Genomic DNA, 25,585 nt, shown 5'->3' on the forward strand with positions numbered 1-25,585 from the left:
GGCTTAATCAATATTGTATTCCATGATCAAGGGCGCGTGATCTGAAAAACGTTGGCCTTTGTAAATCGTGCCGCCTTGAATCAGGTTTTTGATGCCGGGCGTGGTGATTTGATAATCTAAACGACCGCCTTCATCCAGTTTCCAAGCGCGTTCATAATCTGGCCACCAAGTATATTGCTTGTCTTGCTTGTTTACTTGACGGAAAGCATCAATGTATTCCAGCTCATTGAAAATCTCATTTATCCATTTGCGCTCTTCTGGCAGAAAGCCAGAGTTACGCTGGTTGACGAACCAGCTGCTCACATCAATCGGTGAACGTGCAACATTGGCGGTACCGCAGAAAATAAATTCACGACGCTTGCGTCGAGTTTTAATCAGATGGTTTTTAAAACCTTCCATAAAACGGTATTTATGTTCTTGTAATGCTTCCTCATGGTTTGAACCGTGAGGAGTCAAGAATGCGCCAATGCTTACTTTATCGAAATCTGCTTGAATAAAACGACCTTCGAAGTCGCATTCAGGGAATCCCATGCCTGTCATAATCGCTTTAGGCATGGTTTTACAATAGATAGCGACGCCTGCTTGCTCTGGATTTTCCATGGAGTCAAAGAAGTATGTATTGTATCCAGGTGGGAAAAATACACTGTCATTTAACGTGCGTTCATCTGCCTGTATGTCTTGCAGACACACAACATCTGGGTCCTGACGAACCATCCATTCAAAAAAGCCGCGTTCTGCTGCTTGTCTTATACCGTTTACATTAAGGCTGATGACCTTCATTTCTGGTCCCTACAATTCCTAGCCGTGTGTTATATTAGCGCCTATCCAATGTTGGCATGGCTTCGCTCGTTCTCGGCGGCGCTTTGTTGTGTACTATTTATTATCTTTCTGGAGTCGGCATGAAACCTTACCAAAGAGACTTTATCGAATTCGCTATCGAGCAAAATGTGCTGCGTTTTGGCGAATTTACGCTTAAATCAGGTCGCGTAAGTCCTTACTTTTTTAACGCAGGCCTATTTAGTTCTGGCCAAGCATTAGCAAAATTGGGACGCTTTTACGCAACCTCATTAATGGAAGCAAATGTTCCATTTGATGTTTTATTTGGTCCTGCCTATAAAGGCATTCCCTTAGCAACAACTACCGCAGTTGCTCTTTATGACCATCATAATGTAGACACACCATACGTTTTCAACCGTAAAGAAGCAAAAACTCACGGTGAAGGTGGTTCTCTAGTAGGGGCTCCTTTAGCGGGTAACGTCATGATTATCGATGACGTTATTACTGCAGGGACCGCCATTCGAGAAGTGATGGCTATTATTAAACAAGCCAACGCCCTTCCGGCTGGTGTTCTTATCGCCTTGGATCGTCAAGAACGAGGCCAAGGTGAACTGTCTGCTATCCAAGAAGTCGAACGTGACTTCGGTATGCCTGTTATTAGTATCGTATCTTTAAATGACATCATGACGTATTTGGCAGAACAGGATTCTCCTGAATTTGCGAAACATCTTAGTGCTGTTAAAGCATATCGTCTTCAGTACGGCATTTAATGCGAATACAAAAGCTAAGGTTTGAGGTTTTCCTCAAATCTTAGCGATTCAGCATCAAGTTTTGTGCCAATGTTGCCCATTGCTCTGGCCAAATTTCCATTGGCTTCACCTTAAATTCGCTACGAACGTAATGGCGTATTTTTCCTTCAATGATAGCAATAAGAAAGTTTGCGCAAGGTGCAACGCCCATTGCTGGTCGTAAGCCCTGTTTTAAGTCAGCTTCACGAATGACTTGTTTTAGCTGAGTTTCTATGCGATCAAATACTTGGGTAATACGAACCCGCAAACGCTCTGTTTCGCCAGCCAAGGCGTCAGCCGTTAGCAAACGGCACATACCTGGATTTTGCTCAGCAAACCCTAATACCAGAGTAACGATCATCTCAATTCGAGTAATCACGTTGCTTTCTTCTTGGACAATGCGGTTGATTCGAGTGAAGAGGCTTTCCTCAATAAATTCGATCAAACCTTCAAACATCTTAGCTTTACTGGGAAAATGACGATACAACGCCGCTTCTGATACACCAACTTGCTTCGCCAAAGCCGCCGTAGTGATACGTGCTCCTGGGCTACTTTCTAGCATTTGAGCAAGGGCTTGCAATATCTGAGTGCGACGATCGTTTTTCTTATTGCTCATTGTTCGTATCCAGTTTTGTTAATTGCCAGTATCTTTAAGTAATAGTACCAACAAAAGCGAAAGCTTTTATTCACCAACCTTGGTGTTTGATATTAATGTACCAACGCCTGTGTCGGTGAAAATTTCTAATAATGTAGCGTGTGGAACCCGACCATCAATAATATGGGCGCTTGTTACGCCGGCATTCACCGCAGATAGCGCACAGCTAATTTTAGGTAACATGCCGCCATAAATTGTGCCGTCTGCAATCAAGGCGTCGACTTGCGCCGTGCTTAGCCCAGTTAACACATTGCCCTGCTTGTCTTGTACGCCTGAAATGTTTGTCAGCAGCATGAGTTTTTCTGCACCAACCGCTTCCGCGACTTTACCAGCAACAAGGTCTGCATTGATGTTGTAAGAGTTGCCTTCATCATCCACGCCAATGGGAGCGATAACAGGGATCAGGTCGCTATTCTCAAAGAATTTCAGGAAGCTGGTGTCGACGCTGGCAACTTCGCCAACGTGGCCTATATCCACTTGTTCCGGTGTGGTCATGCCTTCCGCTTGGTGTTTGACGAAAAGCTTCTTCGCTTTAATGAAGCGGCTGTCTTTACCTGTGATGCCAATGGCTTTACCGCCAGCTTCACAAATTAAATTAACGATTTCTTTGTTAACCTGTCCACCTAGCACCATCTCAACTACATCCATGGTAGCGGTATCGGTTACACGCATGCCATTGATGAATTTTGATTCGATGTTCAGCTTAGCCAACATGTCACCAATTTGTGGGCCGCCACCGTGGACTACGATAGGGTTAATTCCAATGGCTTTCATTAAAACGATATCTCGTGCAAACCCAGCTTGAAGGTTTTCATCTGTCATGGCATTACCGCCGTATTTGATAACCAGCGTTTTACCAGCAAAGCGTTGAATGTAAGGAAGCGATTCGCTTAAAACCTTAGCAACATCTAAAGCAGATTCACGAGAAAAAGCCACGGATTATGTACTCCTGTAAATAAAAATGGGTCGCACAAAAAAAGATACAAACTTGATAGGTGTATTGGTCTATCAACGAGATAATATACTTACTAAGTATGGCAGAACGGTGACAGCTAAGGCTGACAACGAGTGTAAGCAACCACTTAGGTTTGAAATGATAGCGTGATCCTGAAGGATTAACTATAGAAATTTGTAGGAAACTGACGAAGTTTAGACTTATGAAAGTTAATTTTGTTTGTGTGACGAAAGAAGGGTGAATGAATGTGGTAACGAACTCAAAAAAGATGAATTAATCTCACCTTTTTTGAGTGTTTTTTGCTTATTTTGTGCCTGTGTGACCAAAGCCACCTTCGCCGCGTTCGGTGCTTTCGAATTCAGTAACAATATTAAATTCGGCTTGAACAACAGGTAATAAAACAAGCTGAGCAACACGCTCACCCGGCTCGATCGTGAATGTTGTATTGCCGCGGTTCCAACAAGACACCATTAGCTCGCCTTGGTAATCAGAATCGATTAAACCAACCAAATTGCCCAATACGATGCCATGTTTATGGCCTAATCCAGAGCGTGGCAGAATGGTCGCCGCTAGATTCGGATCTTGGATATAAATAGACAAGCCAGTTGGTAGCAGTGTTGTTTCACCTGGTGCAAGGTCGATTGCCTGATCAAGGCAAGCGCGCAAATCCAAACCAGCAGAACCTTCTGTCGCATAAGTTGGTAATGGAATCTCTTTGCCGATTTTGTCGCTCAGGATTTTTAATTGAATCGCTTGTTTCATGGTTATTTTCTCTTTTGCTCTTAATGTATTAATGCTGTTAAGACGAAGACTTAATATGTTGATGAATAAACTCAACGAGTTGGTTTGCTAGTTCGCTTTTTGCGGCTTTGTCAGGTGACCAAGTTTTGTCTTTGGTAATCACTGTGACTTGGTTTTCATCTTGGTTAAAACCAATGTCGCTGCGCGAGACATCATTGGCGACAATAATATCCAAGCCTTTTCGTTCTAGTTTGCTTTTCGCGTATTCGATCACATTTTGCGTTTCAGCGGCAAAGCCCACTATGGTTTTTGCGCGCTTGTGTTGGGCAAGTGTGGCGATGATGTCTGGGTTTTTAACTAGCGTCAGAGTTACTTCTTCTGTGTCAGACTGCTTTTTCATTTTTTGGTTGCTGGCAGCTTTCATTTTAAAGTCAGCCACGGCGGCGGCCCCAATAAACACATCGGCTTGCGTGCTCATGCTTTGCTCGCAAGCATTGAGCATCTCATCCGCGCTTTTTACTGCAATAACATTGGCACCATCTGGCGGTGGGATCTGTACTGGGCCACTTACTAATGTGACCTTTGCTCCACGAGCTATCGCAGCGCTAGCGAGAGCGTAACCCATTTTTCCTGAGCTGTGATTACTGATAAAACGAACTGGGTCGATGGCTTCCATGGTTGGGCCTGCGGTAATAACCCAGTGTTGGCCAGTTAGATCTTGCTCGATTAGAGCGCTTTGGAAATGCGCGATAACAGCATTAAAAATATCATTCGGCTCACTCATGCGGCCAGGGCCAATATCGCCACAGGCTTGCGCGCCATCGGCAGGCCCAATGTTTAATACGCCTCGTTCATTGAGCAAGTTCGCATTGGCTTGTGTTGCAGGGTGACGCCACATGGCTTGGTTCATCGCTGGGGCGAGCAAAACAGGCGACTCTGTGGCGATACACAAGGTGCTTAATAAGTCGTTTGCCATACCTTGGGCATAACGCGCCATAAAATCAGCAGAAGCAGGCGCAATGACGATTAAATCAGCCCACTTTGCTAATTCTATGTGCCCCATTCCCGCTTCCGCATTGGGGTCTAATAAAGTGCTGCGTACAGGGTGACTAGAAATCGCTTGCAGCGTCATCTCAGTTACAAACGCCTTTGCTCCCTCTGTTAACACTACCTGAACGTCAGCGCCTGCTTTGGTTAGCAAGCGAATTAGCTCAATGCTTTTATAAGCGGCAATGCCGCCAGTGATGCCTAATAGAATGCGTTTTTGAGCGAGATTTGACATAAAAACTTCTCAATCCGATCTGTGATAGATAAGGTTAGCAAGAGGCAGGACGCCTTTCTCTTTAAAATGAGAGCAAGATTAACATGGATCAAGGAGTAGATCATGAGTATTAAGCATTGGCCAGAACAAGAGCGGCCACGTGAGAAGCTTATCCAGCAAGGCGCTGGAGCGTTAAGTGATTCTGAGCTGTTAGCTATTTTTCTTCGAACCGGAACACAAGGGATCAGTGCTGTCGAGCTGGCGAGACAAGTGTTGAGTCAGTTTGGTGGGTTGCGTGCATTAATGTCGGCGAGCCGTGAAGAGTTTTGCCAAGGGTTTGGCTTAGGGGATGCAAAATATACTCAACTGCAAGCTGTACTGGAAATGTCTAAGCGCCATCTGCAAGAGCAGCTAATGCGTGAAACCGTGTTTACCAGCGCGGAACACGTCCGAACTTACCTTTCTTCTCAGCTACGTCACTCTCCGCGAGAAGTCTTTGCCGTGCTTTTCTTGGATACGCAACACAGATTAATTCGCTATCAAGAGCTTTTTATGGGCACCATCGATGCGGCTGCGGTTTATCCTCGTGAAGTTGTTAAAGCGGCTCTGCAATACAACGCCGCAGCGGTAATCCTCGCCCATAACCATCCAAGTGGTGTGGCCGAACCGAGCCAAGCGGATATCAGTATTACCGATAAAATCAAACGTGCACTAGACCTCGTCGATGTGCGATTGCTCGATCACTTTGTCGTCGGTGATGGTTCGCCTGTGTCCTTGGCAGAAAGAGGGTTGGTGTAGTCTAGTAAGGTTGTTATTTTAGAAAAACATAGTCACTTTAGAAAAGTGTTAATGATGCTTCGTAGTAGATAGGCCGGTTTCGATAGGGAGCATCACTCTGTTTTTTATTGAGATTTTTTGTTTGAACGCGCTAATTGATCATTTTTTTAACAAAAGAATTGCTCAATGGGTTGGCTTATGGGAAAATGCGCGCCGCTATATCCTCGGTATGGGATTTTTTTGATTCATAAGGAATCATGCTCCGCCTGAGGAAGTGAAACACTTCCAATAATCTTTCTGGATAGCAAAAGGTATTTAATTATGTCTCGCGTATGTCAAGTTACTGGGAAACGTCCTATTACAGGTAATAACGTTTCTCACTCAAAACGCCGTACTAAGCGTCGTTTTCTTCCTAACCTTCATTGGCACCGTTTTTGGGTCGAAGGTGAAAACCGCTACATCCGTTTACGTGTATCTTCTAAAGGTATGCGTATTATCGATAAAAAAGGTATTGAATCAGTTCTTGCTGAAATTCGTGCCAACGGCGAAAAAGTATAAGGATCTGAATCATGGCTTCTAAAGGCGCTCGCGATCTAATTCGCATGGTATCTTCTGCTGGTACTGGTCACTTTTACACAACTGACAAGAACAAGCGAAATACTCCTGACAAACTTGAAATGAAAAAGTTTGATCCAGTTGTACGTAAGCACGTTATGTACAAAGAAGCGAAAATTAAATAATTTTTGTTTCTTGTCAAAAGGAACCGACTCATTGAGTCGGTTTTTTTATATCTAGTAAAAGATAGTAATAGAAATACTTTGTTCGATTGGTCAGTATGGTTTGTATCTTTACATGACACAGAACCCACATGAGATTGTGCGATGATCTTGTTTGAGGATTCTCTGGAGGGTTGCCTATGCCTGAATTGCCGGAAGTAGAAACCACGTTACGTGGTATTGAGCCCAAGTTATTAGGGCGTACTCTTGCTAGGGTGGATATTCGTCAGCCTAAATTACGTTGGATGATCACACCTGAGCTAAGTTCTGAAATGGTTGGGGAGAACATCACTCACCTTTCTCGTCGCGGAAAGTACATTGGTATTCATACTTCAAAAGGCACCTTGATTGTTCATCTTGGTATGTCTGGTAGTTTGTATTTTGTGCCTGCCGAGACGCCGCCATTGTTTCATGATCATGTGGATTTTTGCTTCGCCGATGATGATGTATGGTTGAGATATACGGATCCTCGTCGCTTTGGTGCCATTCTGTGGACAACGGAAGATTGGAACGAGCATGAGCTTATTAAGCATTTAGGCCCAGAGCCGCTATCAGAGCTTTTTAATGCTGACATGCTGTACGCAAGAGCGAAGGGGCGCAAAGTGCCCATTAAGACCTTTATCATGGACAGTAAGGTGGTTGTGGGTGTTGGGAATATTTATGCCAATGAAGCGCTATTTAAAGCGGGTATTCGCCCTGATCGTTTGGCCGGTAAAATAAGCAAGGCTCGTTTAGCCCGTTTGGTCGAATGCATTAAAGTGGTGCTGGCAGCCGCCATTAAACAGGGCGGAACCACTCTAAAAGACTTTGTAGGTGGTGACGGAAAACCTGGTTATTTTAAGCAAGAGTTGGCTGTTTACGGTAGAGCAGATAAGGCTTGTATTGTGTGTAGTGCGCCACTGAAAGAAATACGTCAAGCTCAGCGTAGCACGGTTTTTTGTGTGAACTGTCAATCTTGAAAGCTTGTTCCTTGTCTATATGGAAATGGCGGCACAAGAATTGCTATTTATCAGTGTTAATTGCAGTGTTAATTAAATCGCCATAGCGGAAAAAGATTTTTTTATTAGCGATATGCGTAAAAATATCGCTTAAAATGTGCAGATTACATTGCGGTATTCTGCTAATCGGTTTATTTTTGACCAGTTAGGCAGGGTTTATAATTGTCTAGACTAAATTACATATATTAAGAGGAATTGGAATGAAAGCTGTCTTTCTTGCGTCCGTCACGGCATTAGCTATTTCATCAACTGTAGCTCATGCCGCAACAGAACCTGCGGTTGTTTATGATCAAGCGGGTAAATTCGATAAGTCTTTTAATGAAGGCGTTTACAATGGCGTTAAAGAGTACACGGCTGAGACGGGTATTCAGGTTCGAGAGTTTGAACCTAAGAACGAAGCGCAAGTAGAGCAAGGTCTACGTCGCCTTGCAAAACGTGGTTATTCTCCAATTGTTACGGTTGGTTTTAACATGACGTCTGCGGTTGAGAAAGTAGCGAAAGATTTCCCTGAAATCAACTTTACTATCATTGATGGTGTTATCGATCTTCCGAACGTTCAGTCTGTTGTTTTTAAAGAGCAAGAAGGTTCTTTCCTAGTGGGCGCTTTGGCGGCCATGGCATCTAAAACCAATACAGTCAGCTTTGTCGGTGGGATGGATATTCCTCTGATTCGTAAGTTCGCGTGTGGTTATGAGCAAGGTGTTAAATATCAGTCTTCTAGTGCCACTGTATTGCAAAATATGACGGGTTCTACAGGCGCAGCGTTTAATGATCCAACAAAAGGGTCTGAATTGGCAAAAAGTCAGTTTTCTAAAGGTTCTGATGTTGTTTTCGCAGCAGCGGGTGGTACAGGTATTGGCGTATATCAAGCGGCAAAAGATGATGGCAAATTGGCGATTGGTGTAGATTCAAACCAAAACCACATTCAGCCAGGCACAATGCTAACGTCTATGGTTAAACGTGTAGACCAAGCAGCTTACAAAACGTACAAAGATGCCGCTGCAGGAACTTGGAAGCCAGGAATGGTTGTTCTAGGTTTGGCTGAAGGTGGTGTTGATTGGGCGCTAGATGACAACAATGCGAGTTTAATTACAGCTGATATGAAAGCGACAATGAAAGACATTCGCGCAAAAATCGTCAGCGGTGAAATCAAAGTTCACGATTACATGTCAGATAACACTTGTAACTACTAAGTTGCATCAAAAAACAGTTACTTACACAGCGTAGGTAACTGTTTTTTTTGTTCTAGTGTGTTCCATTTTAAGCAGATGAATTACTTTTAGTTATGACGAATAAAACAATGCCATACGCAATAGAATTGCGAGACATAAGTAAACGTTTTGGTGCAGTTCAGGCCAATAAAGACATTTGCTTGCAAGTTCCAGCTGGCACGATTCACGGTATTATTGGTGAAAACGGCGCGGGTAAATCCACTTTGATGAGTATCATTTATGGCTTTTATGAAGCCGATACAGGTCATATTGAAGTTGATGGTAAGCGTGTTGATATTCGTAGCTCTCAGGATGCGATCAATGCCGGCATCGGCATGGTGCATCAGCACTTCATGTTAGTGGAAAATTTTAGTGTTCTTGAGAATGTTATTCTAGGTGCAGAAGGTGGTGCGGTACTAAAGAATGGTATCGGTGCAGCGCGTGTAGAATTGCAACGCTTGGCTCATGAATACAGTTTGGATATTGATGTAGACGCAATCGTAGAGGAACTTCCGGTTGGTTTGCAGCAACGTGTTGAGATTTTAAAAGCTTTATATCGTGGCGCGCGTATTCTTATTTTAGATGAGCCCACAGGCGTACTGACGCCACAAGAAGCGGATCATTTATTTCGTATCCTAAAAGCCCTAAAAGATCAGGGTGTTACCGTATTATTAATCACTCACAAATTACGTGAGATCATGGCTTCCACTGATAATGTGTCGGTGATGCGACAAGGTGAGATGGTTGCTCACCGAGAAACAGTCAATACGAGCAAGGAAGATCTTGCTGAGTTGATGGTGGGTAAAAAAGTCCGTCTTACTGTGGATAAAGATGAAGCTCAACCTAGTGATGTTTTATTGTCTGCGAAAAACTTGTCTCAGTTTGATAGTCAGGGCGTAAAGCGTTTAAAAAATGTCAGTTTAGAGCTGCGTGCAGGTGAAATCTTAGGTATCGCTGGTGTGTCTGGTAACGGTCAGAGCGAACTGTTGAGCGTTCTGTCTGGTATTACGCCGATGGACGAAGGTGAGATCCACTTTGCAGGTCAAGTAATCAACGCAAAAGCGCCGAAAGATGCCGCTCAGATGCGTGATCTGAAAATGGCACATGTGCCAGAAGATCGCCATAAAATGGGCTTGGTAACGGGCTTTGAAGCCTATGAAGCGGCGGTGCTGGGCTACCATAACTCGCCTGCGTATAACGGCAAGATCCTTATGGACCGCAAGGCCATGCTGGATGAATGCAATGAGCGCATGGCTGCGTGGGATGTGCGTCCACCGAATCCTCATCTTAAAACGGCAAATTTTTCTGGTGGTAACCAGCAGAAGATCGTTATTGCCCGTGAAGTCGAGCAAAACCCTGAAGTGTTGTTGATTGGCCAGCCAACGCGTGGCGTTGATATTGGTGCCATCGAAAACATTCACGAACAAATCGTTAAACTAAGAGACTCAGGTAAAGCCATTTTACTTGTGTCCGTTGAATTGGATGAAATTATGGCACTGAGTGATCGCATTATTGTGATGTTTGATGGTGCGGTTGTTGGTGAGCTTGATGCAAAAGACGCTGATGAACGAACCCTTGGCCTAATGATGGCTAATGCTTTCAATGAAGAGCAAGAAGGGGTGTCCGCATGAGTCAGGCAAAAGTCCCTACATGGGTAAATATTGCTCTTATCCCTGTGCTAAATATCATGCTGGCCTTTTTGGTTTCTGGTTTGGTGATTCTTGCCATTGGTGAAAACCCAATTGAAGCTGCAGGTTACCTTATTTATGGTGCTTTTGGTTACGACGAAGGCATTGGCTATACGCTGTACTATGCAACGAACCTTATTTTTACGGGCTTAGCAGTGTCTGTTGCCTTTAAAGGCGGTTTGTTCAATATCGGTGGTGAAGGGCAAGCCTATATTGGTGGTTTAGGGGTTGGTTTGATCTGTTTGTCATTGGATCACACTATGCCGTTTTATGTGATCGCGCCTTTGGCTATTGTTGGTGCGGCGGTTTTTGGGGCAGCATGGGCCTATATTCCAGCTTACCTACAAGCACGTCGTGGTAGCCACATTGTAATTACTACCATCATGTTTAACTTTATAGCCTCTTCGTTGATGGTTTACTTGATTGTAAACTGGTTAAAAGAAGATGGCCGTATGGCGCCAAATAGCCGAACATTTGAAGAAAACGCTTGGCTACCTTATCTACATGAACTGCTTTCCCCATTGGGTATTGATATTGGTGATTCACCGTTAAATCTCGCTTTCATTTGGGCTTTGTTGTGTTGTGTGTTTGTTTGGGGATTGGTTTGGCATACTCGTTGGGGTTATCAACTACGTACATTAGGAACCAATCCTACTGCAGCGCGATACGCTGGTATTGATACCGCGAAAGTAACCATTTGGGCTATGCTGATTTCTGGTGGCTTGGCAGGTTTTGTTGGCCTTAATGAAATCATGGGTGTGAACCATAATTTATTGCTTAACTTTACTGCGGGTTATGGTTTTGCCGGTATTGCGGTGGCTCTGATGGGGCGTAATCATCCGATTGGTATTATTTTGGCGGCTATTTTATTTGGTGCCTTATACCAAGGTGGTGCGGAGTTAGCATTTGAAATTCCAACCATTACGCCTGAAATCGTTGTGGTGATCCAAGGTTTGGTGATTTTGTTCTCTGGTGCGCTTGAACACATGTTCAAAGATCGTATCGAAGGCTATTTTATTCGCAGAGCGGTCGCGTAGGGGAAAACTATGTTTGAAACATTGATACTTATGTTAGACGCGACAATGCGCGTTTCTACTCCGCTTATTTTTGCGGCGTTAGCTGGCTTGTATTCTGAGCGCGCAGGCATTGTTGATATTGGTCTAGAAGGTAAAATTTTGGGCAGTGCTTTTGCAGCTGCCGCGGCCGCGTCTATTTTTGGCTCCGCTTGGATTGGCTTGTGTTTTGGTATAATGGCCTCGGTTGGCTTAGCCATGATTCACGGCTTTGCTTGTATCACACACCGAGGCGATCATATCGTTTCTGGTGTGGCGATTAATACCATTGTAGCGGGCTTGACTGTGACTTTGTCTATGCACTGGTTTGGTATGGGCGGACAAACACCGGCATTGGTTGGTGATGCGCGTTTCTTAGACATCACCTTCCCATTTGCTGATGCAATCGCAAGTGTGCCTGTGATCGGATCTATTTATTCGAACTTGCTAAGTGGTCATAATATTTTGGTTTATTTGGCATTTTTAATGGTGCCTGTGACCTATTGGGTAATTTATAAGACTCGTTTCGGTTTGCGTCTGCGTGCGGTGGGTGAGAACCCTCATGCGGTAGATACGGCGGGAATTTCAGTATCCTTTATTCGTTATCGTGCCTTGATCATTTGCGGCATTTTATGTGGCCTTGCTGGCGCGTATTTGTCTACCGCTCATAACGCTGGCTTCTTGAAAGATATGAGTGCGGGTAAAGGCTACATGGCATTGGCAGCGCTTATCTTTGGTAAATGGCGCCCAGTTCCAGTCTTGCTGGCTTGTTTGTTGTTTGGTTTCTTGGACGCCTTTGCTGTTCGTATGCAAGGTGTGGTTATTCCGGGTATTGGTGAAGTTCCAGTTCAGGCAATTGAAGTATTGCCTTATGTATTAACTGTGTTGCTACTCGCTGGCTTCATTGGTAAAGCTATTGGGCCCAAAGCCGTTGGCCGCCCTTACGTGAAAGAGCGAGCCTAATATGTTGGATTTTAATCATGTCTGATACAAAGCAGAGCACTGAGCTATTTGATCTTGCCAAAGAAGCAATGGATAAGGCTTATGTGCCTTATTCTAAGTTTCCTGTTGGTGCGGCAATAGTAACGGCTGCTGGTAAGATTTATTCTGGCTGTAATGTAGAGAACGCCGCTTATCCAGAAGGCACATGCGCCGAAGCGGGGGCGATTGCTTCTATGGTGCTTGGCGGTGATACGCAGATCAAAGACATCTATGTGATTGGCAAGGGCGATGAATTGGTAACGCCTTGTGGCGGTTGCCGCCAGAAAATTCGTGAGTTCTCTTCTGTCGATACCATGATTCATATTTGTGGCGCAGAAGGCGTGAGAAAATCTCTTACGATGAACGAGCTATTGCCTTTCTCGTTTGGCCCAGAAAATCTCGAACAAGCTAGCTAGTATTTATTTGTTAGCTTACAAAACCACCTTCGGGTGGTTTTTTCGTTTAGGCGTCTTGGTTTCTTGAAAGCCAACGCGCCAGCATTGGCCCAGCAATCAGCACCAGCAGAAACCTCGCCACCTGCATGGCCATGACAAAAGACACATCTGCACTGGTCGATGCGGCAATAATAGCAACAGAGTCAGCACCACCAGGACTTGTGGCGAGAAACGCTGTGAGCGGGTCGATATCAGCAAAAGTAATCAACAGCATGGCCAAGCAAGCGTTAATGGCAATAAGCGCTAGAATCGCGCCTAACACGTGTGGGAAGACATGCCATGCATGTTGTAATACTTGCCGAGTGAAACGAAAACCAATGCCCCAACCTAATATGGCAAAGCTGATTGCTAAGCACCAATGAGGCAGAACAATAGGTAAAACACCGGTAAACTTGATTATCAACCCTACTGCGAGAGAAAGTAGCAAAGGTCCGCTGGGAAGGCGAAGCTTGATGCCAATAATGCTCACCACCAAGATGACCGATAATGTGATGGCGAAACCTGACCATGAAGGCACGCCGAGCCAATCAATCGATTCACCAGTAACGCCATCAACGTGAAATACCGCCGCAACAACTGTCGCCGCGACAGCACAACACGCCACACGCAAATATTGCATAAAGGCGACCAGTCGCATATCCGCTCCGTAGGATTCGGACATAATGGTCATTGCTGAAGCGGCACCGGGAGATGAGCCCCAAATGGCCGTGGTGCCAGGTAATAAACCACTACGACTAAGCAGCCAACCTAAAAAGCTAGAAGCGACAATGGTCGATACAGTACCGATTAGAAACAGCGGCCATTCCATAGAAATCTTCGTAAATACTGTGAGTGGCAGACTATTCGCTATCATCATGCCCAAAATGCCTTGAGCCATTAAAAACAGTGGTTTGGGCATTGTCATGCCTGCTCCGCTAACCGCCAAAGTGATGGCTGTAATCATAGGGCCAAGCAAGAGTGCGGCGGGCAAGTTTGCGTATTCAAAGCACACCACTAAAACAAAAGACACGGCTAATAAGACGAATAATCGCCACGGAGTTGGCCAACGAGAAGGGGTTTTACAAAGCAATAAAAAACGAGAAGTCATGTCTATCTTTCGAAAAAAGCAGTGGGTTTAATAGGCAAAGCATACCTTAAATGAGCGGTCATTATTGGCATCTCTGGTGATGTTAAGCATGCTCGTAACTTATGTTGGTGCATTGTCATGTTGGCAATTGTCGTGAGCATTAAGGTAAAGCATAGCAAGATACGCCAAAAAACTGACAAGACGCTGACTAATGTTTCGTTAGGCTGAGTTTGTTAGACAAGTCTATCTGTTACTATGGGGGTTAAAAGCACAGCAACTGAAAATGCCGCTTAAAGGAAAAGAAAAAACCATGCGAACAATTAGCATCTTATGTTGGGTCATCTCTTCTCTCGTTTTGACAGCCTGCGCGAGTGGTCCAATCAGTCGTTCAGATTCAGTCGGGTTCGAAGAAAGTGGTGGAGCCAGTTATTACGCCATGAAATACCAAGGACGTAAAACCGCCAGTGGGGAATTGTTTGATCAAAAAGCCATGACCGCAGCTCATAAACGTCTGCCTTTTGGCTCTAAAGTCAAAGTTACCAATGTCGACAATGGCAAAAGCGTCGTAGTGCGAGTCAATGACCGTGGGCCGTTTGTTAGTGGTCGGATTATTGACCTGAGTAAATCCGCCTTCCAACGAATCGGAAACACTCGCGATGGTGTAATAGAAGTTGAGATTGAAGTGCTGCGTTGAGACCTTTGCACAACTACTGTGCTTGCCAATACTATGTTAAAAATAGACTCGAATTGCTCATTTATAACCCATAAACTCCGCCTTCTCGTCTATTTTTGCCTTGTCTTGACTTCGCTCGTGACATTGTGAAAAAGGTCTCGGTTTCATTTCACAGTTAGGAAGCACCTCGACACTTTTCAAGCAAGCTCGGCGTCAGTTTAATGCTGGCGACCATTTGACCAAAATCGTCTGGGTCGCGTTGAATAGAAAAGCCTAAATGACGGCAGAATTCGATCATGCGTTTGTTTTCGGCCAAGACGATACCTTTCATTACTCGAATTCCCTTGTCTGCGGCGACTTGCATCAGTCGGCGCATCAGGTAAGACGCTAAACCCAAGCCTTGGAATTCATCGCCAAGCACGACGGCAAACTCACAACTTTGATCGTCAAAGTTATCTATGTAGCGCGCAGTGCCGATGAGCAAATCTTGTCCATCCCGTTGAATCACTGCGAGTAAGGCCATTTCTCGGTCATAGTCGATGTGGGAAAGGCTGGCGAGCATGCGAGGGGTTAATTCTTCGATATTAGAAATGAAGCGAAAATAGCGGGTTTCGTGGGACATGCTGCGGACAAAATCCGCTAAGATGCCAGAATCTCTTGGTAAAACAGGTCGAACGGTGGCGATCTCGTCATTTTTTAGTACTCGTTCCGATACCCATTGTCTTGGGTAGGGGTGAATGGCGAGATGCTCATAGCGCCGCCAGTTTTTACAAAGGCGAAGGTTTGCAGTGACGTCCGCGTAAACACTGCCACTGTCGTGAAGCCTCACATCGGCCATTTCTAGGCTTTCAATTTCAGGTAATTCACACACCATGGTGGATAAATTGCGCAGCAGACTTTCTAATTCAAAAGATTCTTCGCTGGGAAACGCTCGTTGTATTAAGTCTTTTGCCAAAATGGTATTCAGCGGCGGCAAGGCAACGGCTTCCGCTTGCTTATGTTGCTGAGCGCCTTCCAAAGATAAACCAATAGCTGGGCCAAATACGGCATCTTGAAAGACGCGTAAATGAACAGGAGCAGATAACTGATTTGACGACTGACGACGAGTAATTAAGCGAATATGAAACAGTTCAAAAATATCTCGTAACGAGTCTGCATGAGGCGCTTTATCCCCTTGTTTGTAAAGTAGGTTAAGTTTGTTAGTAGCTTCTGAGACATCGATCTTAAAGCGGAACGCATGACTGTCTGGCGACTGCTTGGCGAGTAATTGGTTGCGCTGGAATTGCACCAAGAACTGAAAGCCTTCAACGGCGGTTTCTGGGGTTCGAAAAGTTGGAATACCCGCTTCATTAATGCGTGTGCGCATGTTGGTCATATTGCCACCGCCGAGCAAACAGACCATCACGAGCTTTTTCTGAGTGCGATGTAACTTGATGATGAGATCGTACAAAGAGTCGATATCGATGAGAGCGGTTGGGCTGAGTGTTAATAATACAGCCCCACAATCTGCACTGCTTAGCGCATCGGCGGCGAGGTCGATGAATAGATCCGTTGCACAACTTGCCCAAACGGTTGTCACTGGGCCAATGCCACCTCGGCCTGCCATGGTGGATTCCAGTTTGTTGTGCAACTCGCCAGCTGGAGTAAGCAAATCAATCCCCAGCTCTGTGGCTCGTTGTGCGGCTAACTCGCCTGGTCCTGCACCGTTCCCAATAATTAACAACGAGCCATCTTTTACCCGACGGGCGTTGGTCATGACCGAAGCCGCAGCGATCAAATCATTCAAGCGTCGACCACGTACCGCACCGGTTCGGCTCAGTGCCGCGTCGAGCACACGTTCATCGGCGCCAATAGAGTGTTCTGTCACAACGGCAACCGGCTTGCTACGTCCTGTGGATCGTAGACTGCTGAGGAAGCGCGTTGGGCGACCAATTTTTTGCAGATACATTAAAATCGCCTGACTGTCGAAATCATTGGATAAGTAATCCAAGACTTGCGACGGCATTACATCAACAGGTGATCCCATGGAAACCACTTGCGAAAAGCCAATGCCTTGCCAAGTTGCCCAGTCCACAAGGGCGCTTGCGACCGTACCAGATTGTGACATTAAGGCTAAACGGCCCGTTAGCGGTTGCGTTAAGCCAAGCCAAGCAAACACGCCTTGTTTTGGGCGACAAATCCCAAAGCTGTTGGGTCCAAGTAAGCGCACATTGTGTTTGCGCAGCGCTTCAACTAGGGATTCTTGGCTGTCTCCCGTCCACGACAACATCAGCAAAGAGCCAATGCCCGCTGCGCCACAGTCAGCGATAATATCTTCCATTGATTGAGTGTTGTGGGTGCCAACTAATACGGCGATGTCTGGGCGGGTGGTTAATTCTGTTAAGTTTGCTACCAATGGAAAGGAGACTGGTATAGCGGGTTGAATCCCCGCTAAAGACACAGGACAAGATTTCTGAGCCATCGTTAACGAGCTTAATAATGCCAACATAAGCGGATCGTTCGCATCGTCTCCGGTGAGAACCACCATAGACTTAGGGGCGAGTAGAGATTGTAATGCGTGTTGGCTCACCTGATCTTCTCCATAAACTCAATGTACATCTTATGACAGTAGCACAGTCTTCGTCTGTCGCCATGATAGACCATGGTAGGATAGATTGTTTTGCTGTGTTTGTGGTTTGATACAAGGCACGGTTATAGCAGATACAGAAAAATAATAATGTAGAGATAGATACCTAATGACAACGGCTTATATCACACACACTTATTGCGACAAGCACGATATGGGAGACGATCACCCAGAGTCTCCGCTGCGCCTTGGTGCGATTCAGAATCGTTTGATCATGGGGCAGTTGATGGATTTTCTACGTCGAATGGAATCCGATCCCGCGACGCGAGAGCAGGTTCTCCTTGCCCATGATGAAGCCTACGTGGATTCTATTTTTGCGCGCGCGCCAGAAGAAGGTCATGTGGAACTAGAGCCAGAAACCTTGATGATGCCGCATACTTTGGATGCGGCTTTGTACGCTGCTGGTTCTGTGATTAAAGCGGTGGATCTTGTCATGACTGGGGAGATGGATAATGCGTTTTGCGCCATTCGTCCGCCAGGCCATCATGCGGAAGTCGACAAAGCCATGGGCTTTTGCTTGTTCAATAATATCGCCGTTGGCACTCGTTATGCCATTGAACAATATGGTTTAGAGCGCGTGGCAATTGTGGATTTTGACGTTCATCACGGCAACGGCACAGAAGATATTTTCAAATCCGATTCCAAAGTACTTTATGCGTCCAGCTACCAACATCCATTTTACCCCTACAGCGATCCGGGTGCTTCTCACGATAATATTCTTCATATGCCGTTAGAAGCGGGTTCTGGAAGTGAAGCCTTTCAAACCATTATTTCCGAGCAGCTCTTGCCTGCACTGGAAGCCTTCAAGCCTCAGTTGATTATGATTTCCGCAGGGTTTGATGCTCACAAAGAAGACCCTATGGGACAACTTAGACTGAGCGAGTCAGACTTCACTTGGATTACCGATCTGTTGATGGACGTAGCGGATCGCCATTGTGATGGGAAAATTGTGTCTGTCTTAGAAGGTGGCTACAACATAGACGCACTAGGCCGCGCCGCGTTTTGTCATATTCGTAGTTTGATGAGGATTTGACCCTAGCCCTATAATGTAGGGCTAGGTATTTAAAGTCTGATGAATCTACTTCGACAGGGCATTAGGCAGCCATAAAGCTATTTCTGGGAATAGACAGAGAATAAAAGCCGCAATACACATCAAAATAAAGAAAGGGAAAGCGGATTTTGCGACTTGTCCTATCTTTTCACCGGTTAGACCTTGCAAGACAAACAGGTTAAAACCAACTGGCGGGGTAATTTGCCCAAGCTCTATCAGTATAACAAGAAAAATACCGAACCAGATTGGATCAAATCCTGCCAAAATAACAATCGGCAGAGTGATAGGTAAGCTCATAACGGTAATGGATATGCCATCTAAGAATAAACCTAATATGACGTAAAATACCGCCAGCGCTAACAGCAATAAACTAGGAGAAAGGTTTAAACTAGCGATATAGCTGGCGAGTTCAGACGGTAGGTGAAGAAATCCCATTGCCGTCGATAACAGCGCAGCAGAGACCAATATGCTGCACACCATGGTTGAACTCAACAAGGTGGCAATCATGGCTTCTTGTATCATTTTAAAAGATAGCTGGCGTTCTTTTATTAGAATAACAAGTGTCGCAAATACACCTACGGCTGCGGCTTCTGATGGTGTTGCTATACCAGAGTAAATCGCTCCCATAACAATGACGATCAGAGAAATAACGGGCAACAGGAGGAAGATGCTTTCTAATTTTCCTGCTGTGTCGGACTTTTCAGGTGGGCATAACGAAGGGTTTAACAAGGCTCTTATTACTATGTAGCCAGAATAAAGCGTCGCAATTAAAATGCCTGGTAACACTCCCGCCATAAAAAGCTTACTGATTGACACTTCTGACTGGATTCCATAAACGATCATCACAAGAGAAGGTGGAATTAATAGGCCTAAACTGCCAGCACCAGCCAAAGATCCGATGGACAAACTTCTGTCATAACCACGCTTTTTCAACTCTGTCGTGGTGATTTTGCCGACGGTTGCCGTGGTGGCAGCGCTTGATCCACTTACCGCTGCAAAGAGTGCGCAGCCAAACACATTTGTATGAAGTATGCCGCCAGGAATTTTTTTCGTCCAAGGCTCTAAACCTCGAAACAATCTATCTGAAATATTGGATCGAAAGATAAGCTCGCCCATCAAAATAAAGAGCGGGATGGCAGATAATTCCCAAGAATTGGCGGATCGAAAAAGAATGCGGCTGAGTATGGCGCCAGCGCGATCCATGCTGACATCGCCAATGACAATGAGAGACAGCAAGGCAACGATTGCTAGGCCTGAGAATACCCAAACACCAAGCCCGAGAACCATGAGAATTAGGGCGATAACGCCAACGGCTGATAATACAATTTCCATCTTATTTATTGATCTCGATGTGAGGAACGTGGCGTGTAGATATGAGGACAAGTATTCTTACAAAGAGCGTCAAACACAAAAGACCTAAGCCAACGAGCACCATGCCTTCAGGGATCCACAAAGGTGTTTCTGCAATAGACTCACTGGTTATATTGCGCTTAAAGCTTCGGGATACATTGATGTACCAATAACATGAAACCCAAAAAAACATGGCAAAAGAAACCAGAGAGATAAACGTATCTAATATCCAATGGTACTTTTCAGGGAGTCGGTCGCTTAAAATGTTGACCTTAATGAGTCCGTTTCTTTCTAGGCTGTAGCCTAACCCTAGAAAGGTAATCGTTGCGATTGCGTAACCAACGAACTCATCAAGAACATAGGTTGATGTGCCGAAAAAGCGTAAGACAATTTCTAACAATATGTGACACAGCAGATACGCGATAAGCAATATTGCTAAGGCGCCAGACAGCTGGTTCAGCCGTCTGGATAATATAGCCAAAGAACGGATGATCATTTGTTTTTCTCAAAATCCGCCATGATATCGTTACCAGATTTCCCTGTGTCTTCTAACCATTCTTTCAATGATGGTTTTGCTGACTGTTGAAGCCAACTAATAAAGTCTTTTGAAAGATCTTGATGAATGGCTACATTGTTTGCAGAAAGTTCTTTGTAGTTGTCTGCTACGCGCGTTCTTACTGTTTTCCAGTTATGCTCGTCTGTTAACGCGGCCGCTTTCAAAATGGCACTTTGCTCATCACTGGATAAATCATCAAACGCATCTTTGTTCATATGAACCATGTTTAGAGGAATGGCGTATTGAATGGCGCTGTAGTTATCAAGGTGTTCCCAAAACTTACCACTTGCACCTGCGTCAGCAGAAGTAAGTACCGCCTTGATTCCACCTGTGGACAGTTGAGGTACAACATCACCCCAAGATAGCTTAATAGGTTCCGCGCCAGCTTCACGTAGTGTTAATGTGCCATTTTTATCATAAGTACGGATTTTTAAGTTGGCGAGCTCTGCTTTTGAAGTAACGGGTTTTTGAGACCAAATACCGCTTGCAGGCCAAGGGGAAGCGTAAAGTAAAATTTGTCCATTTTGAGCGAAGACTTTTTGATAATAAGGCTTAGCTATTTGATAAAGCAGTTCTGCTTGGTCTTCATTTTCAACGATGAAAGGCAAAGACGACAGTAGAAAAATTGGGTTTATACCCGCCATGCTGCCAGCCAATGTGTCTGCAATTTGAATGGCATTATCGGCAACGGCGTAAAAATTATCCGCCGACTTGAAACCTAAAGATCCACCAGTGTGAAGCGTAATATCCACGTCACCTTTGCTTAGTCTAGTCACTTGATCGATGAAATATTTGTCCCCTTCAGCATGAATTGATGTCGCGTTGTACTCGTTTGAGAAATCGAATTTAGCGGCGGATAATGCGAATGGAGCTTGGGACAAGGCGATGGAAGCGGCCAATAGACTAAAGTAACGCATATTACTCTTTCCTTTATAAGGTTGGTGTTTATTGACTCTAGACCGCTAGCCTTTTGGTTATGTTACTTATTGCGGCGAAAGGATGACGGAAAACGACGGGGGGATTTTGGGAGGACTTTCTTTGCACTTATTCAGTTCATAGGATGAACAAACGTATCATTGCAGGGCAGAAAAAAAGAAGAACGGCACTCTGAATGCCGTACTTAGGTTGTCTTTTATTAGGCTTGCTCAGTGACTTGTATTTTCTCCGTTTCCCAATTCAATAGCACAGGTTGTTGTGCGTCATGGGCGAAGAAGTAACCTGCTTTTGGTGTGACATATAAGGTCTGGCCTTTTTCGAAGCAGTTTTTATCGAATGCTTTGTGAGGCAGATCGATTTCCCAGACATCGTTGCTTTGCCAATCAATCGGAGTGAGCTCTAGACGCACTTCGGCGCCAATCGGGTTGATGGCAATCACGCGCAGCGGCAAGTTAGCCTGCTCCGTTGGTTCTCTTGATACAAAGAACTCATGAGAGCGAATATACAGTTGGCCGTCTTTCTGTTCTGCACCATTTGGCAGAACGATATTGGCTTGCTGATTTTGCCATTTGCCGTTTTCGACCTTACCTTCGAAGACATTGGCGTTACCAAGGAAGTCGAACACAAATCGGCTATTTGGTGAGGCGTAAAGTGCACCGGGTTGGTCGATTTGTTCAATGTGTCCGTTACTCATGACGACAACGCGATCAGAGAGCTCCAAGGCCTCTTCTTGGTCATGGGTCACAAACACACTGGTGAAACCTAACTCATCGTGCAATCCGCGCAACCAGCGGCGTAGCTCTTTACGAACCTTGGCATCCAAGGCGCCAAAAGGTTCGTCTAGCAGCAAAACTTCCGGTTGTGTTGCCAAGGCACGTGCCAAGGCAATACGTTGTTTTTGACCGCCAGAAAGCTGAGACGGAAAACGATTGGCAAGATGTTCAAGCTGTACCATTTCCAGTAAATGCATCACGCGGTTTTTGATTTCGGTTGGGCTTGGGCGCTCTTTACGAGGCAAGACTTCTAAGCCAAAGGCGACGTTATCCGCCACTGTCATATGACGGAACAAGGCGTAGTTTTGGAACACAAATCCCACGCGACGATCTCGCACATGTAAGTTGGTTACGTCTCTGTCACCAAACTGAATGCGGCCAGTGTCTGCGCCTTCTAATCCAGCAATAATACGCAATAAAGTGGTTTTTCCAGAACCGGATGGTCCAAGCAAGCCAATCATTTCGCCTTCGTTGATGTCCAATGACAAAGGTGACAAGGCTTGAAAATGCCCAAAGTGTTTGGAGATGTTTTCAATCAAAATGCTCATTGTGTCACCTGTCTTTCTTTTTCAGCTTCAATTTTTAAACTACGTTCCTGACGCCATTCGATGAAGGCTTTCAGCAACAAGGTAAGTAGGGCAATCATTGCCAAAAGCGAGGCACTAGCAAACGCGGCAGCGGCTTGATAATCCTCATATTGGGCTTGTACCTGTAATGGCAGAGTATTGGTTTCACCGCGAATGTTGCCGGACACCACAGACACAGCGCCGAATTCACCGACCGCTCGCGCGTTGGTCAAAATTACGCCATAAATCAGCGCCCATTTGATATTTGGTAACGTCACTCGGCGGAATAATTGCCAGCCAGAAGCGCCTAGAATCACTGCGGCTTCTTCGTCTTCTCGACCTTGTTGTTGCATCAGCGGGATCAATTCACGGGCCACAAACGGACAAGTCACAAACACGGTGACCATGACAATGCCCGGCCAAGCGAACATCAATTGGATGTCTTGATCATAAAGCCAAGAGCCAATCCAGCCGTTATTGCCATACAACAAAAGATATAACAGGCCCGCCACCACAGGTGACACCGCAAAAGGGATGTCCATCAAAGTCATTAGGATTTTTCGACCGGGGAATTCAAAACGGGTTACGGCCCATGCGAGCATGACTCCGAATACCAAGTTAATCGGCACGGTTAGCGCCGCAACCACCAGAGTTAAACCAATGGCGTGCAAGGTATCAGCTTCAATCAAACTGTTGAAGTAGTGCGCTGCGCCTTCCACAAAGGCTTGTTGGAAGATGGCAATCAGCGGCACGACTAACAAAATCGCGGTCAAAAACAGCGTGAGACCAATGAGTAACCATTTCACCAATGGGCTGTCGCCGACTCTAAGTTGGTTTGATGAGTGTTTAGACGATGACATATAAGCTTCCTAACTGCGTCCGTGAAGACGACGTAAATAACGTGCCTGCCAAATGTTAATGGCGAACAAGAGGACTAGCGACGCCATCAACACAACCGAGGCAATGGCGCTGGCGGCAGGGAAATCGAACTCTTGTAAGCTAACGAAGATCATCAAAGACGTAATCTCGCTGACGTAAGGCATGTTGCCCGCGATAAAGATCACCGCGCCAAATTCGCCTAAGCTACGAGTGAAAGACAAGGCAATGCCCGTCATCAAAGCTGGCCATAAGGCGGGGAAAATAACCCGACGAAATACCGACCAATCGGAAGCACCTAAGGTCATTCCTGCTTCTTCCTCTTCTGGAGACAGTTCTTCCAATACTGGTTGAACGGTTCGAACCACGAAGGGAATACTGGTAAACGCCATAGCAAGTACAATGCCCCAAGGCGTGTAAGCCACTTTTAGCCCTAGGCTTTCAAGGATTTCACCATACCAACCGTTTTGCGCATATAAGGTCGCCAAGGTGATACCGGCAACGGCCGTTGGCAAGGCAAAAGGTAAATCCACCAAGGCGTCCAGAATACGGCGTCCGGGGAAGTCATAACGCACCAATACCCAAGCGAGTAGAAGGCCAAAAAAACCATTAAAAACAGAGGCGATTAATGCCGCCCACAGCGTTACTTTGTAACTGGCAACTACGCGTTCGTCACTGATGACTTGCCAATATCTTTCCCAGCCCATATCGACCGATTGCATAACCAGCCCGCTCATTGGGAGTAATAGAATCAAGCTGATAAACAGTAGAGACGTGCCCAAACTCAAACTGAGTCCGGGCAAGACTCGCTTGTGGCGAGGCCGTGTCTCGGTCGCGCTTAGATGTGTTGCCATGTATTTGCCTATTAGGGTCTTAATGAAAGAAGTTCAATGATAAAGACGCTAGTCGCTTTAGAGACAGAAAAGCCGGAGACGCAAGCGTATCCGGCTAGTTGTTATCTATTTAGATATTAGCGGCGCTGAAGTTGGTCTAGTTTACCACCATTTGCGAATAATTCTTTAGTCGCTTGTGGCCAGCCGCCAGCAATATTTTCGACGGTTAACAAATTCACTTCAGGAAACTTGTCAGCAAATTCTTTTTTCACTACGTCGTTGTGTACGCGGTAGTTGAAACCCGCTAATAAACGCTGAGACTCTTCGCTGTATAAGTAGCTTAGGTATTCACGAGACACTTCTTCTGTGCCGTTTTTCTTCGCATTTTTTTCCACTACAGCGACTGGGAATTCCGCCAAGATAGAGGTTTTTGGTACAACCACTTCGTACTTGTCTGCACCGTATTGGTTACGAATATTGTTTACTTCCGATTCGAAGGTAATCAATACATCGCCAATGCCACGCTCAACAAAAGTCGTTGTCGCGCCACGGCCACCAGTATCAAACACAGACACGTTTTTTAGGAAAGTACCTAGGAAATCATCCACTTTCGCTTCGTTGTCTTTACCGAAGGTATTTTGTGCATAACCGTAAGCCGCTAGGAAAGTGTAACGACCGTTGCCAGAGGTTTTAGGGTTTGGGAACACCAATGCCACATCATTACCAGCTAGATCGCCCCAGCTTTTGATATTTTTCGGATTGCCTTTACGAACTAGGAAGGCAATCGTTGAATAATAAGGCGAGCTGGCATTTGGGAATTCATTTTTCCAATCTGCTGGGATCATTTTGCCTTTGTCATGCAAAACTTGAACGTCAGTGACTTGGTTGAAAGTAACGACGTCTGCTGACAAGCCATTCATGATGGCGTTGGCTTGTTTTGAAGAACCTGCGTGAGACTGTTTGATCTCGATGGTTTTGCCCGTTTTCTCTAACCAATGTTTTTCAAACGTTGGGTTGTAAGTGGCAAACAACTCACGAGCGATATCGTAAGACGTGTTAAGAATTGTTTGATCCGCAGCCGACGCTTGAACGGCTCCGCTCAATAACAATGTACCAATAATAGATTTTAAAAAGCGTTGCTTAGATTTCATAGTGACCTCATCT

Annotated in this window: 26 protein-coding genes; 12 read left to right on the forward strand and 14 right to left on the reverse strand. The window is 45.3% G+C overall.

The genetic code is table 11. The annotated features are described in order from the left end of the window. Positions 1–3: 3 nt before the first annotated feature. Positions 4–780 carry an exodeoxyribonuclease III gene (locus KDW99_RS02695; RefSeq protein WP_011978447.1) on the reverse strand — a complete coding sequence of 259 codons (777 nt, stop codon included), beginning with the start codon at positions 778–780 and terminating at the stop codon, positions 4–6. Between the two features lie 119 nt (positions 781–899). Between KDW99_RS02695 and pyrE the strand changes: the two genes are divergently transcribed. Beyond that, a complete protein-coding gene (pyrE, locus tag KDW99_RS02700) occupies positions 900–1,547 on the forward strand; it encodes an orotate phosphoribosyltransferase (RefSeq protein ID WP_255827792.1) in 648 nt (215 codons plus the stop codon). 40 nt (positions 1,548–1,587) lie between these two features. Here the strand turns inward: pyrE and slmA are convergent, their stop codons facing one another. The 4 genes from slmA to coaBC form a co-directional block, all read right to left on the reverse strand. After that, positions 1,588–2,181 (reverse strand): nucleoid occlusion factor SlmA, encoded by a 594-nt coding sequence (gene slmA, locus KDW99_RS02705; protein ID WP_255827793.1) that lies wholly within the window; start codon positions 2,179–2,181, stop codon positions 1,588–1,590. A gap of 66 nt (positions 2,182–2,247) precedes the next feature. Further along, on the reverse strand, positions 2,248–3,156 hold the full coding sequence (gene argB / locus KDW99_RS02710; RefSeq protein WP_255827794.1) for an acetylglutamate kinase: 909 nt from the start codon (positions 3,154–3,156) through the stop codon (positions 2,248–2,250). 322 nt (positions 3,157–3,478) lie between these two features. Then, entirely contained in the window at positions 3,479–3,937 is a 459-nt protein-coding gene (dut, locus tag KDW99_RS02715) for a dUTP diphosphatase (protein WP_011978451.1), read from the reverse strand. 37 nt (positions 3,938–3,974) lie between these two features. Next, positions 3,975–5,198, reverse strand: coding sequence for a bifunctional phosphopantothenoylcysteine decarboxylase/phosphopantothenate--cysteine ligase CoaBC (coaBC, locus tag KDW99_RS02720; RefSeq protein WP_255827795.1), 1,224 nt, complete (start codon positions 5,196–5,198; stop codon positions 3,975–3,977). A 102-nt stretch (positions 5,199–5,300) separates the two neighbouring features. Here coaBC and radC point away from each other — a divergent pair, with 102 nt between their 5' ends. From radC to KDW99_RS02765, 9 genes are all read left to right on the forward strand, one after another. Then, positions 5,301–5,975, forward strand: a complete 675-nt coding sequence (gene radC / locus KDW99_RS02725; protein WP_255827796.1) for a RadC family protein — start codon at positions 5,301–5,303, stop codon at positions 5,973–5,975. Positions 5,976–6,275: 300 nt separating this feature from the next. Further along, positions 6,276–6,512, forward strand: coding sequence for a 50S ribosomal protein L28 (gene rpmB / locus KDW99_RS02730; RefSeq protein ID WP_011978458.1), 237 nt, complete (start codon positions 6,276–6,278; stop codon positions 6,510–6,512). Between the two features lie 11 nt (positions 6,513–6,523). Beyond that, entirely contained in the window at positions 6,524–6,694 is a 171-nt protein-coding gene (rpmG, locus tag KDW99_RS02735) for a 50S ribosomal protein L33 (protein WP_011978459.1), read from the forward strand. A 176-nt stretch (positions 6,695–6,870) separates the two neighbouring features. Continuing rightward, positions 6,871–7,689, forward strand: coding sequence for a bifunctional DNA-formamidopyrimidine glycosylase/DNA-(apurinic or apyrimidinic site) lyase (gene mutM, locus KDW99_RS02740; protein ID WP_255827797.1), 819 nt, complete (start codon positions 6,871–6,873; stop codon positions 7,687–7,689). A 239-nt stretch (positions 7,690–7,928) separates the two neighbouring features. Further along, positions 7,929–8,921: a BMP family lipoprotein gene (locus KDW99_RS02745; protein ID WP_255827798.1), complete on the forward strand. Its 993-nt coding sequence runs from the start codon at positions 7,929–7,931 to the stop codon at positions 8,919–8,921. A gap of 92 nt (positions 8,922–9,013) precedes the next feature. Further along, positions 9,014–10,570 (forward strand): ABC transporter ATP-binding protein, encoded by a 1,557-nt coding sequence (locus KDW99_RS02750; protein ID WP_255827799.1) that lies wholly within the window; start codon positions 9,014–9,016, stop codon positions 10,568–10,570. Further along, positions 10,567–11,664: an ABC transporter permease gene (locus KDW99_RS02755; protein ID WP_255827800.1), complete on the forward strand. Its 1,098-nt coding sequence runs from the start codon at positions 10,567–10,569 to the stop codon at positions 11,662–11,664. Before KDW99_RS02750 ends, KDW99_RS02755 begins: the two co-directional genes overlap by 4 nt. A 9-nt stretch (positions 11,665–11,673) precedes the next feature. After that, positions 11,674–12,642, forward strand: a complete 969-nt coding sequence (locus KDW99_RS02760; RefSeq protein ID WP_255827801.1) for an ABC transporter permease — start codon at positions 11,674–11,676, stop codon at positions 12,640–12,642. 17 nt (positions 12,643–12,659) lie between these two features. Further along, positions 12,660–13,076, forward strand: coding sequence for a cytidine deaminase (locus tag KDW99_RS02765; protein ID WP_255827802.1), 417 nt, complete (start codon positions 12,660–12,662; stop codon positions 13,074–13,076). A 46-nt stretch (positions 13,077–13,122) separates the two neighbouring features. Here KDW99_RS02765 and KDW99_RS02770 read toward each other — a convergent pair whose 3' ends face one another. Continuing rightward, complete coding sequence (locus tag KDW99_RS02770; RefSeq protein WP_255827803.1) at positions 13,123–14,202, reverse strand: AbrB family transcriptional regulator; 1,080 nt, start codon at positions 14,200–14,202, stop codon at positions 13,123–13,125. Between the two features lie 289 nt (positions 14,203–14,491). On the opposite strand from KDW99_RS02770, the gene KDW99_RS02775 reads away from it, so the two are divergent. Further along, positions 14,492–14,875 (forward strand): septal ring lytic transglycosylase RlpA family protein, encoded by a 384-nt coding sequence (locus KDW99_RS02775; protein ID WP_255827804.1) that lies wholly within the window; start codon positions 14,492–14,494, stop codon positions 14,873–14,875. 154 nt (positions 14,876–15,029) lie between these two features. On the opposite strand, the gene KDW99_RS02780 is transcribed toward KDW99_RS02775, so the two are convergent. Then, entirely contained in the window at positions 15,030–17,423 is a 2,394-nt protein-coding gene (locus tag KDW99_RS02780) for a bifunctional acetate--CoA ligase family protein/GNAT family N-acetyltransferase (protein ID WP_255827805.1), read from the reverse strand. A 166-nt stretch (positions 17,424–17,589) separates the two neighbouring features. Here KDW99_RS02780 and KDW99_RS02785 point away from each other — a divergent pair, with 166 nt between their 5' ends. Next, positions 17,590–18,513, forward strand: coding sequence for a histone deacetylase family protein (locus tag KDW99_RS02785; protein WP_255827806.1), 924 nt, complete (start codon positions 17,590–17,592; stop codon positions 18,511–18,513). Positions 18,514–18,558: 45 nt separating this feature from the next. On the opposite strand, the gene KDW99_RS02790 is transcribed toward KDW99_RS02785, so the two are convergent. The 7 genes from KDW99_RS02790 to cysP all read right to left on the reverse strand — a co-directional run bounded on the left by KDW99_RS02790 (position 18,559) and on the right by cysP (position 25,572). Beyond that, positions 18,559–19,863, reverse strand: coding sequence for a TRAP transporter large permease (locus KDW99_RS02790; protein WP_255827807.1), 1,305 nt, complete (start codon positions 19,861–19,863; stop codon positions 18,559–18,561). Between the two features lies 1 nt (position 19,864). Continuing rightward, positions 19,865–20,377 (reverse strand): TRAP transporter small permease subunit, encoded by a 513-nt coding sequence (locus KDW99_RS02795; RefSeq protein ID WP_255827808.1) that lies wholly within the window; start codon positions 20,375–20,377, stop codon positions 19,865–19,867. Further along, positions 20,374–21,354: a TRAP transporter substrate-binding protein gene (locus KDW99_RS02800; RefSeq protein ID WP_255827809.1), complete on the reverse strand. Its 981-nt coding sequence runs from the start codon at positions 21,352–21,354 to the stop codon at positions 20,374–20,376. Before KDW99_RS02800 ends, KDW99_RS02795 begins: the two co-directional genes overlap by 4 nt. Before the next feature lie 218 nt (positions 21,355–21,572). After that, positions 21,573–22,694 carry a sulfate/molybdate ABC transporter ATP-binding protein gene (locus KDW99_RS02805; protein WP_255827810.1) on the reverse strand — a complete coding sequence of 374 codons (1,122 nt, stop codon included), beginning with the start codon at positions 22,692–22,694 and terminating at the stop codon, positions 21,573–21,575. Beyond that, entirely contained in the window at positions 22,691–23,572 is an 882-nt protein-coding gene (gene cysW / locus KDW99_RS02810) for a sulfate ABC transporter permease subunit CysW (RefSeq protein ID WP_255827811.1), read from the reverse strand. The genes KDW99_RS02805 and cysW overlap by 4 nt, the downstream gene beginning before the upstream one ends. Positions 23,573–23,581: 9 nt before the next feature. After that, positions 23,582–24,442 (reverse strand): sulfate/thiosulfate ABC transporter permease CysT, encoded by an 861-nt coding sequence (cysT, locus tag KDW99_RS02815; RefSeq protein ID WP_255827812.1) that lies wholly within the window; start codon positions 24,440–24,442, stop codon positions 23,582–23,584. A 116-nt stretch (positions 24,443–24,558) separates the two neighbouring features. Continuing rightward, entirely contained in the window at positions 24,559–25,572 is a 1,014-nt protein-coding gene (gene cysP, locus KDW99_RS02820; RefSeq protein ID WP_255827813.1) for a thiosulfate ABC transporter substrate-binding protein CysP, read from the reverse strand. Positions 25,573–25,585: the final 13 nt, after the last annotated feature.

Origin of the sequence: Marinomonas rhizomae (genome assembly GCF_024397855.1) — a bacterium.
Lineage (GTDB): Bacteria > Pseudomonadota > Gammaproteobacteria > Pseudomonadales > Marinomonadaceae > Marinomonas > Marinomonas rhizomae_A.

What these genes read in the sequence shown, in the direction of transcription:
- KDW99_RS02795 (WP_255827808.1), bottom strand. Translation starts at nt 20,377, where the DNA reads ATGATCATCCGTTCTTTGGCTATATTATCCAGACGGCTGAACCAGCTG.
- KDW99_RS02805 (WP_255827810.1), bottom strand. Translation starts at nt 22,694, where the DNA reads ATGAGCATTTTGATTGAAAACATCTCCAAACACTTTGGGCATTTTCAA.
- KDW99_RS02770 (WP_255827803.1), bottom strand. Translation starts at nt 14,202, where the DNA reads ATGACTTCTCGTTTTTTATTGCTTTGTAAAACCCCTTCTCGTTGGCCA.
- cysT (WP_255827812.1), bottom strand. Translation starts at nt 24,442, where the DNA reads ATGGCAACACATCTAAGCGCGACCGAGACACGGCCTCGCCACAAGCGA.
- KDW99_RS02765 (WP_255827802.1), top strand. Translation starts at nt 12,660, where the DNA reads ATGTCTGATACAAAGCAGAGCACTGAGCTATTTGATCTTGCCAAAGAA.
- KDW99_RS02775 (WP_255827804.1), top strand. Translation starts at nt 14,492, where the DNA reads ATGCGAACAATTAGCATCTTATGTTGGGTCATCTCTTCTCTCGTTTTG.
- KDW99_RS02760 (WP_255827801.1), top strand. Translation starts at nt 11,674, where the DNA reads ATGTTTGAAACATTGATACTTATGTTAGACGCGACAATGCGCGTTTCT.
- dut (WP_011978451.1), bottom strand. Translation starts at nt 3,937, where the DNA reads ATGAAACAAGCGATTCAATTAAAAATCCTGAGCGACAAAATCGGCAAA.
- pyrE (WP_255827792.1), top strand. Translation starts at nt 900, where the DNA reads ATGAAACCTTACCAAAGAGACTTTATCGAATTCGCTATCGAGCAAAAT.
- radC (WP_255827796.1), top strand. Translation starts at nt 5,301, where the DNA reads ATGAGTATTAAGCATTGGCCAGAACAAGAGCGGCCACGTGAGAAGCTT.
- cysW (WP_255827811.1), bottom strand. Translation starts at nt 23,572, where the DNA reads ATGTCATCGTCTAAACACTCATCAAACCAACTTAGAGTCGGCGACAGC.
- KDW99_RS02745 (WP_255827798.1), top strand. Translation starts at nt 7,929, where the DNA reads ATGAAAGCTGTCTTTCTTGCGTCCGTCACGGCATTAGCTATTTCATCA.
- slmA (WP_255827793.1), bottom strand. Translation starts at nt 2,181, where the DNA reads ATGAGCAATAAGAAAAACGATCGTCGCACTCAGATATTGCAAGCCCTT.
- KDW99_RS02790 (WP_255827807.1), bottom strand. Translation starts at nt 19,863, where the DNA reads ATGGAAATTGTATTATCAGCCGTTGGCGTTATCGCCCTAATTCTCATG.
- rpmG (WP_011978459.1), top strand. Translation starts at nt 6,524, where the DNA reads ATGGCTTCTAAAGGCGCTCGCGATCTAATTCGCATGGTATCTTCTGCT.
- KDW99_RS02755 (WP_255827800.1), top strand. Translation starts at nt 10,567, where the DNA reads ATGAGTCAGGCAAAAGTCCCTACATGGGTAAATATTGCTCTTATCCCT.
- KDW99_RS02695 (WP_011978447.1), bottom strand. Translation starts at nt 780, where the DNA reads ATGAAGGTCATCAGCCTTAATGTAAACGGTATAAGACAAGCAGCAGAA.
- KDW99_RS02800 (WP_255827809.1), bottom strand. Translation starts at nt 21,354, where the DNA reads ATGCGTTACTTTAGTCTATTGGCCGCTTCCATCGCCTTGTCCCAAGCT.
- cysP (WP_255827813.1), bottom strand. Translation starts at nt 25,572, where the DNA reads ATGAAATCTAAGCAACGCTTTTTAAAATCTATTATTGGTACATTGTTA.
- KDW99_RS02785 (WP_255827806.1), top strand. Translation starts at nt 17,590, where the DNA reads ATGACAACGGCTTATATCACACACACTTATTGCGACAAGCACGATATG.
- KDW99_RS02750 (WP_255827799.1), top strand. Translation starts at nt 9,014, where the DNA reads ATGACGAATAAAACAATGCCATACGCAATAGAATTGCGAGACATAAGT.
- mutM (WP_255827797.1), top strand. Translation starts at nt 6,871, where the DNA reads ATGCCTGAATTGCCGGAAGTAGAAACCACGTTACGTGGTATTGAGCCC.
- rpmB (WP_011978458.1), top strand. Translation starts at nt 6,276, where the DNA reads ATGTCTCGCGTATGTCAAGTTACTGGGAAACGTCCTATTACAGGTAAT.
- coaBC (WP_255827795.1), bottom strand. Translation starts at nt 5,198, where the DNA reads ATGTCAAATCTCGCTCAAAAACGCATTCTATTAGGCATCACTGGCGGC.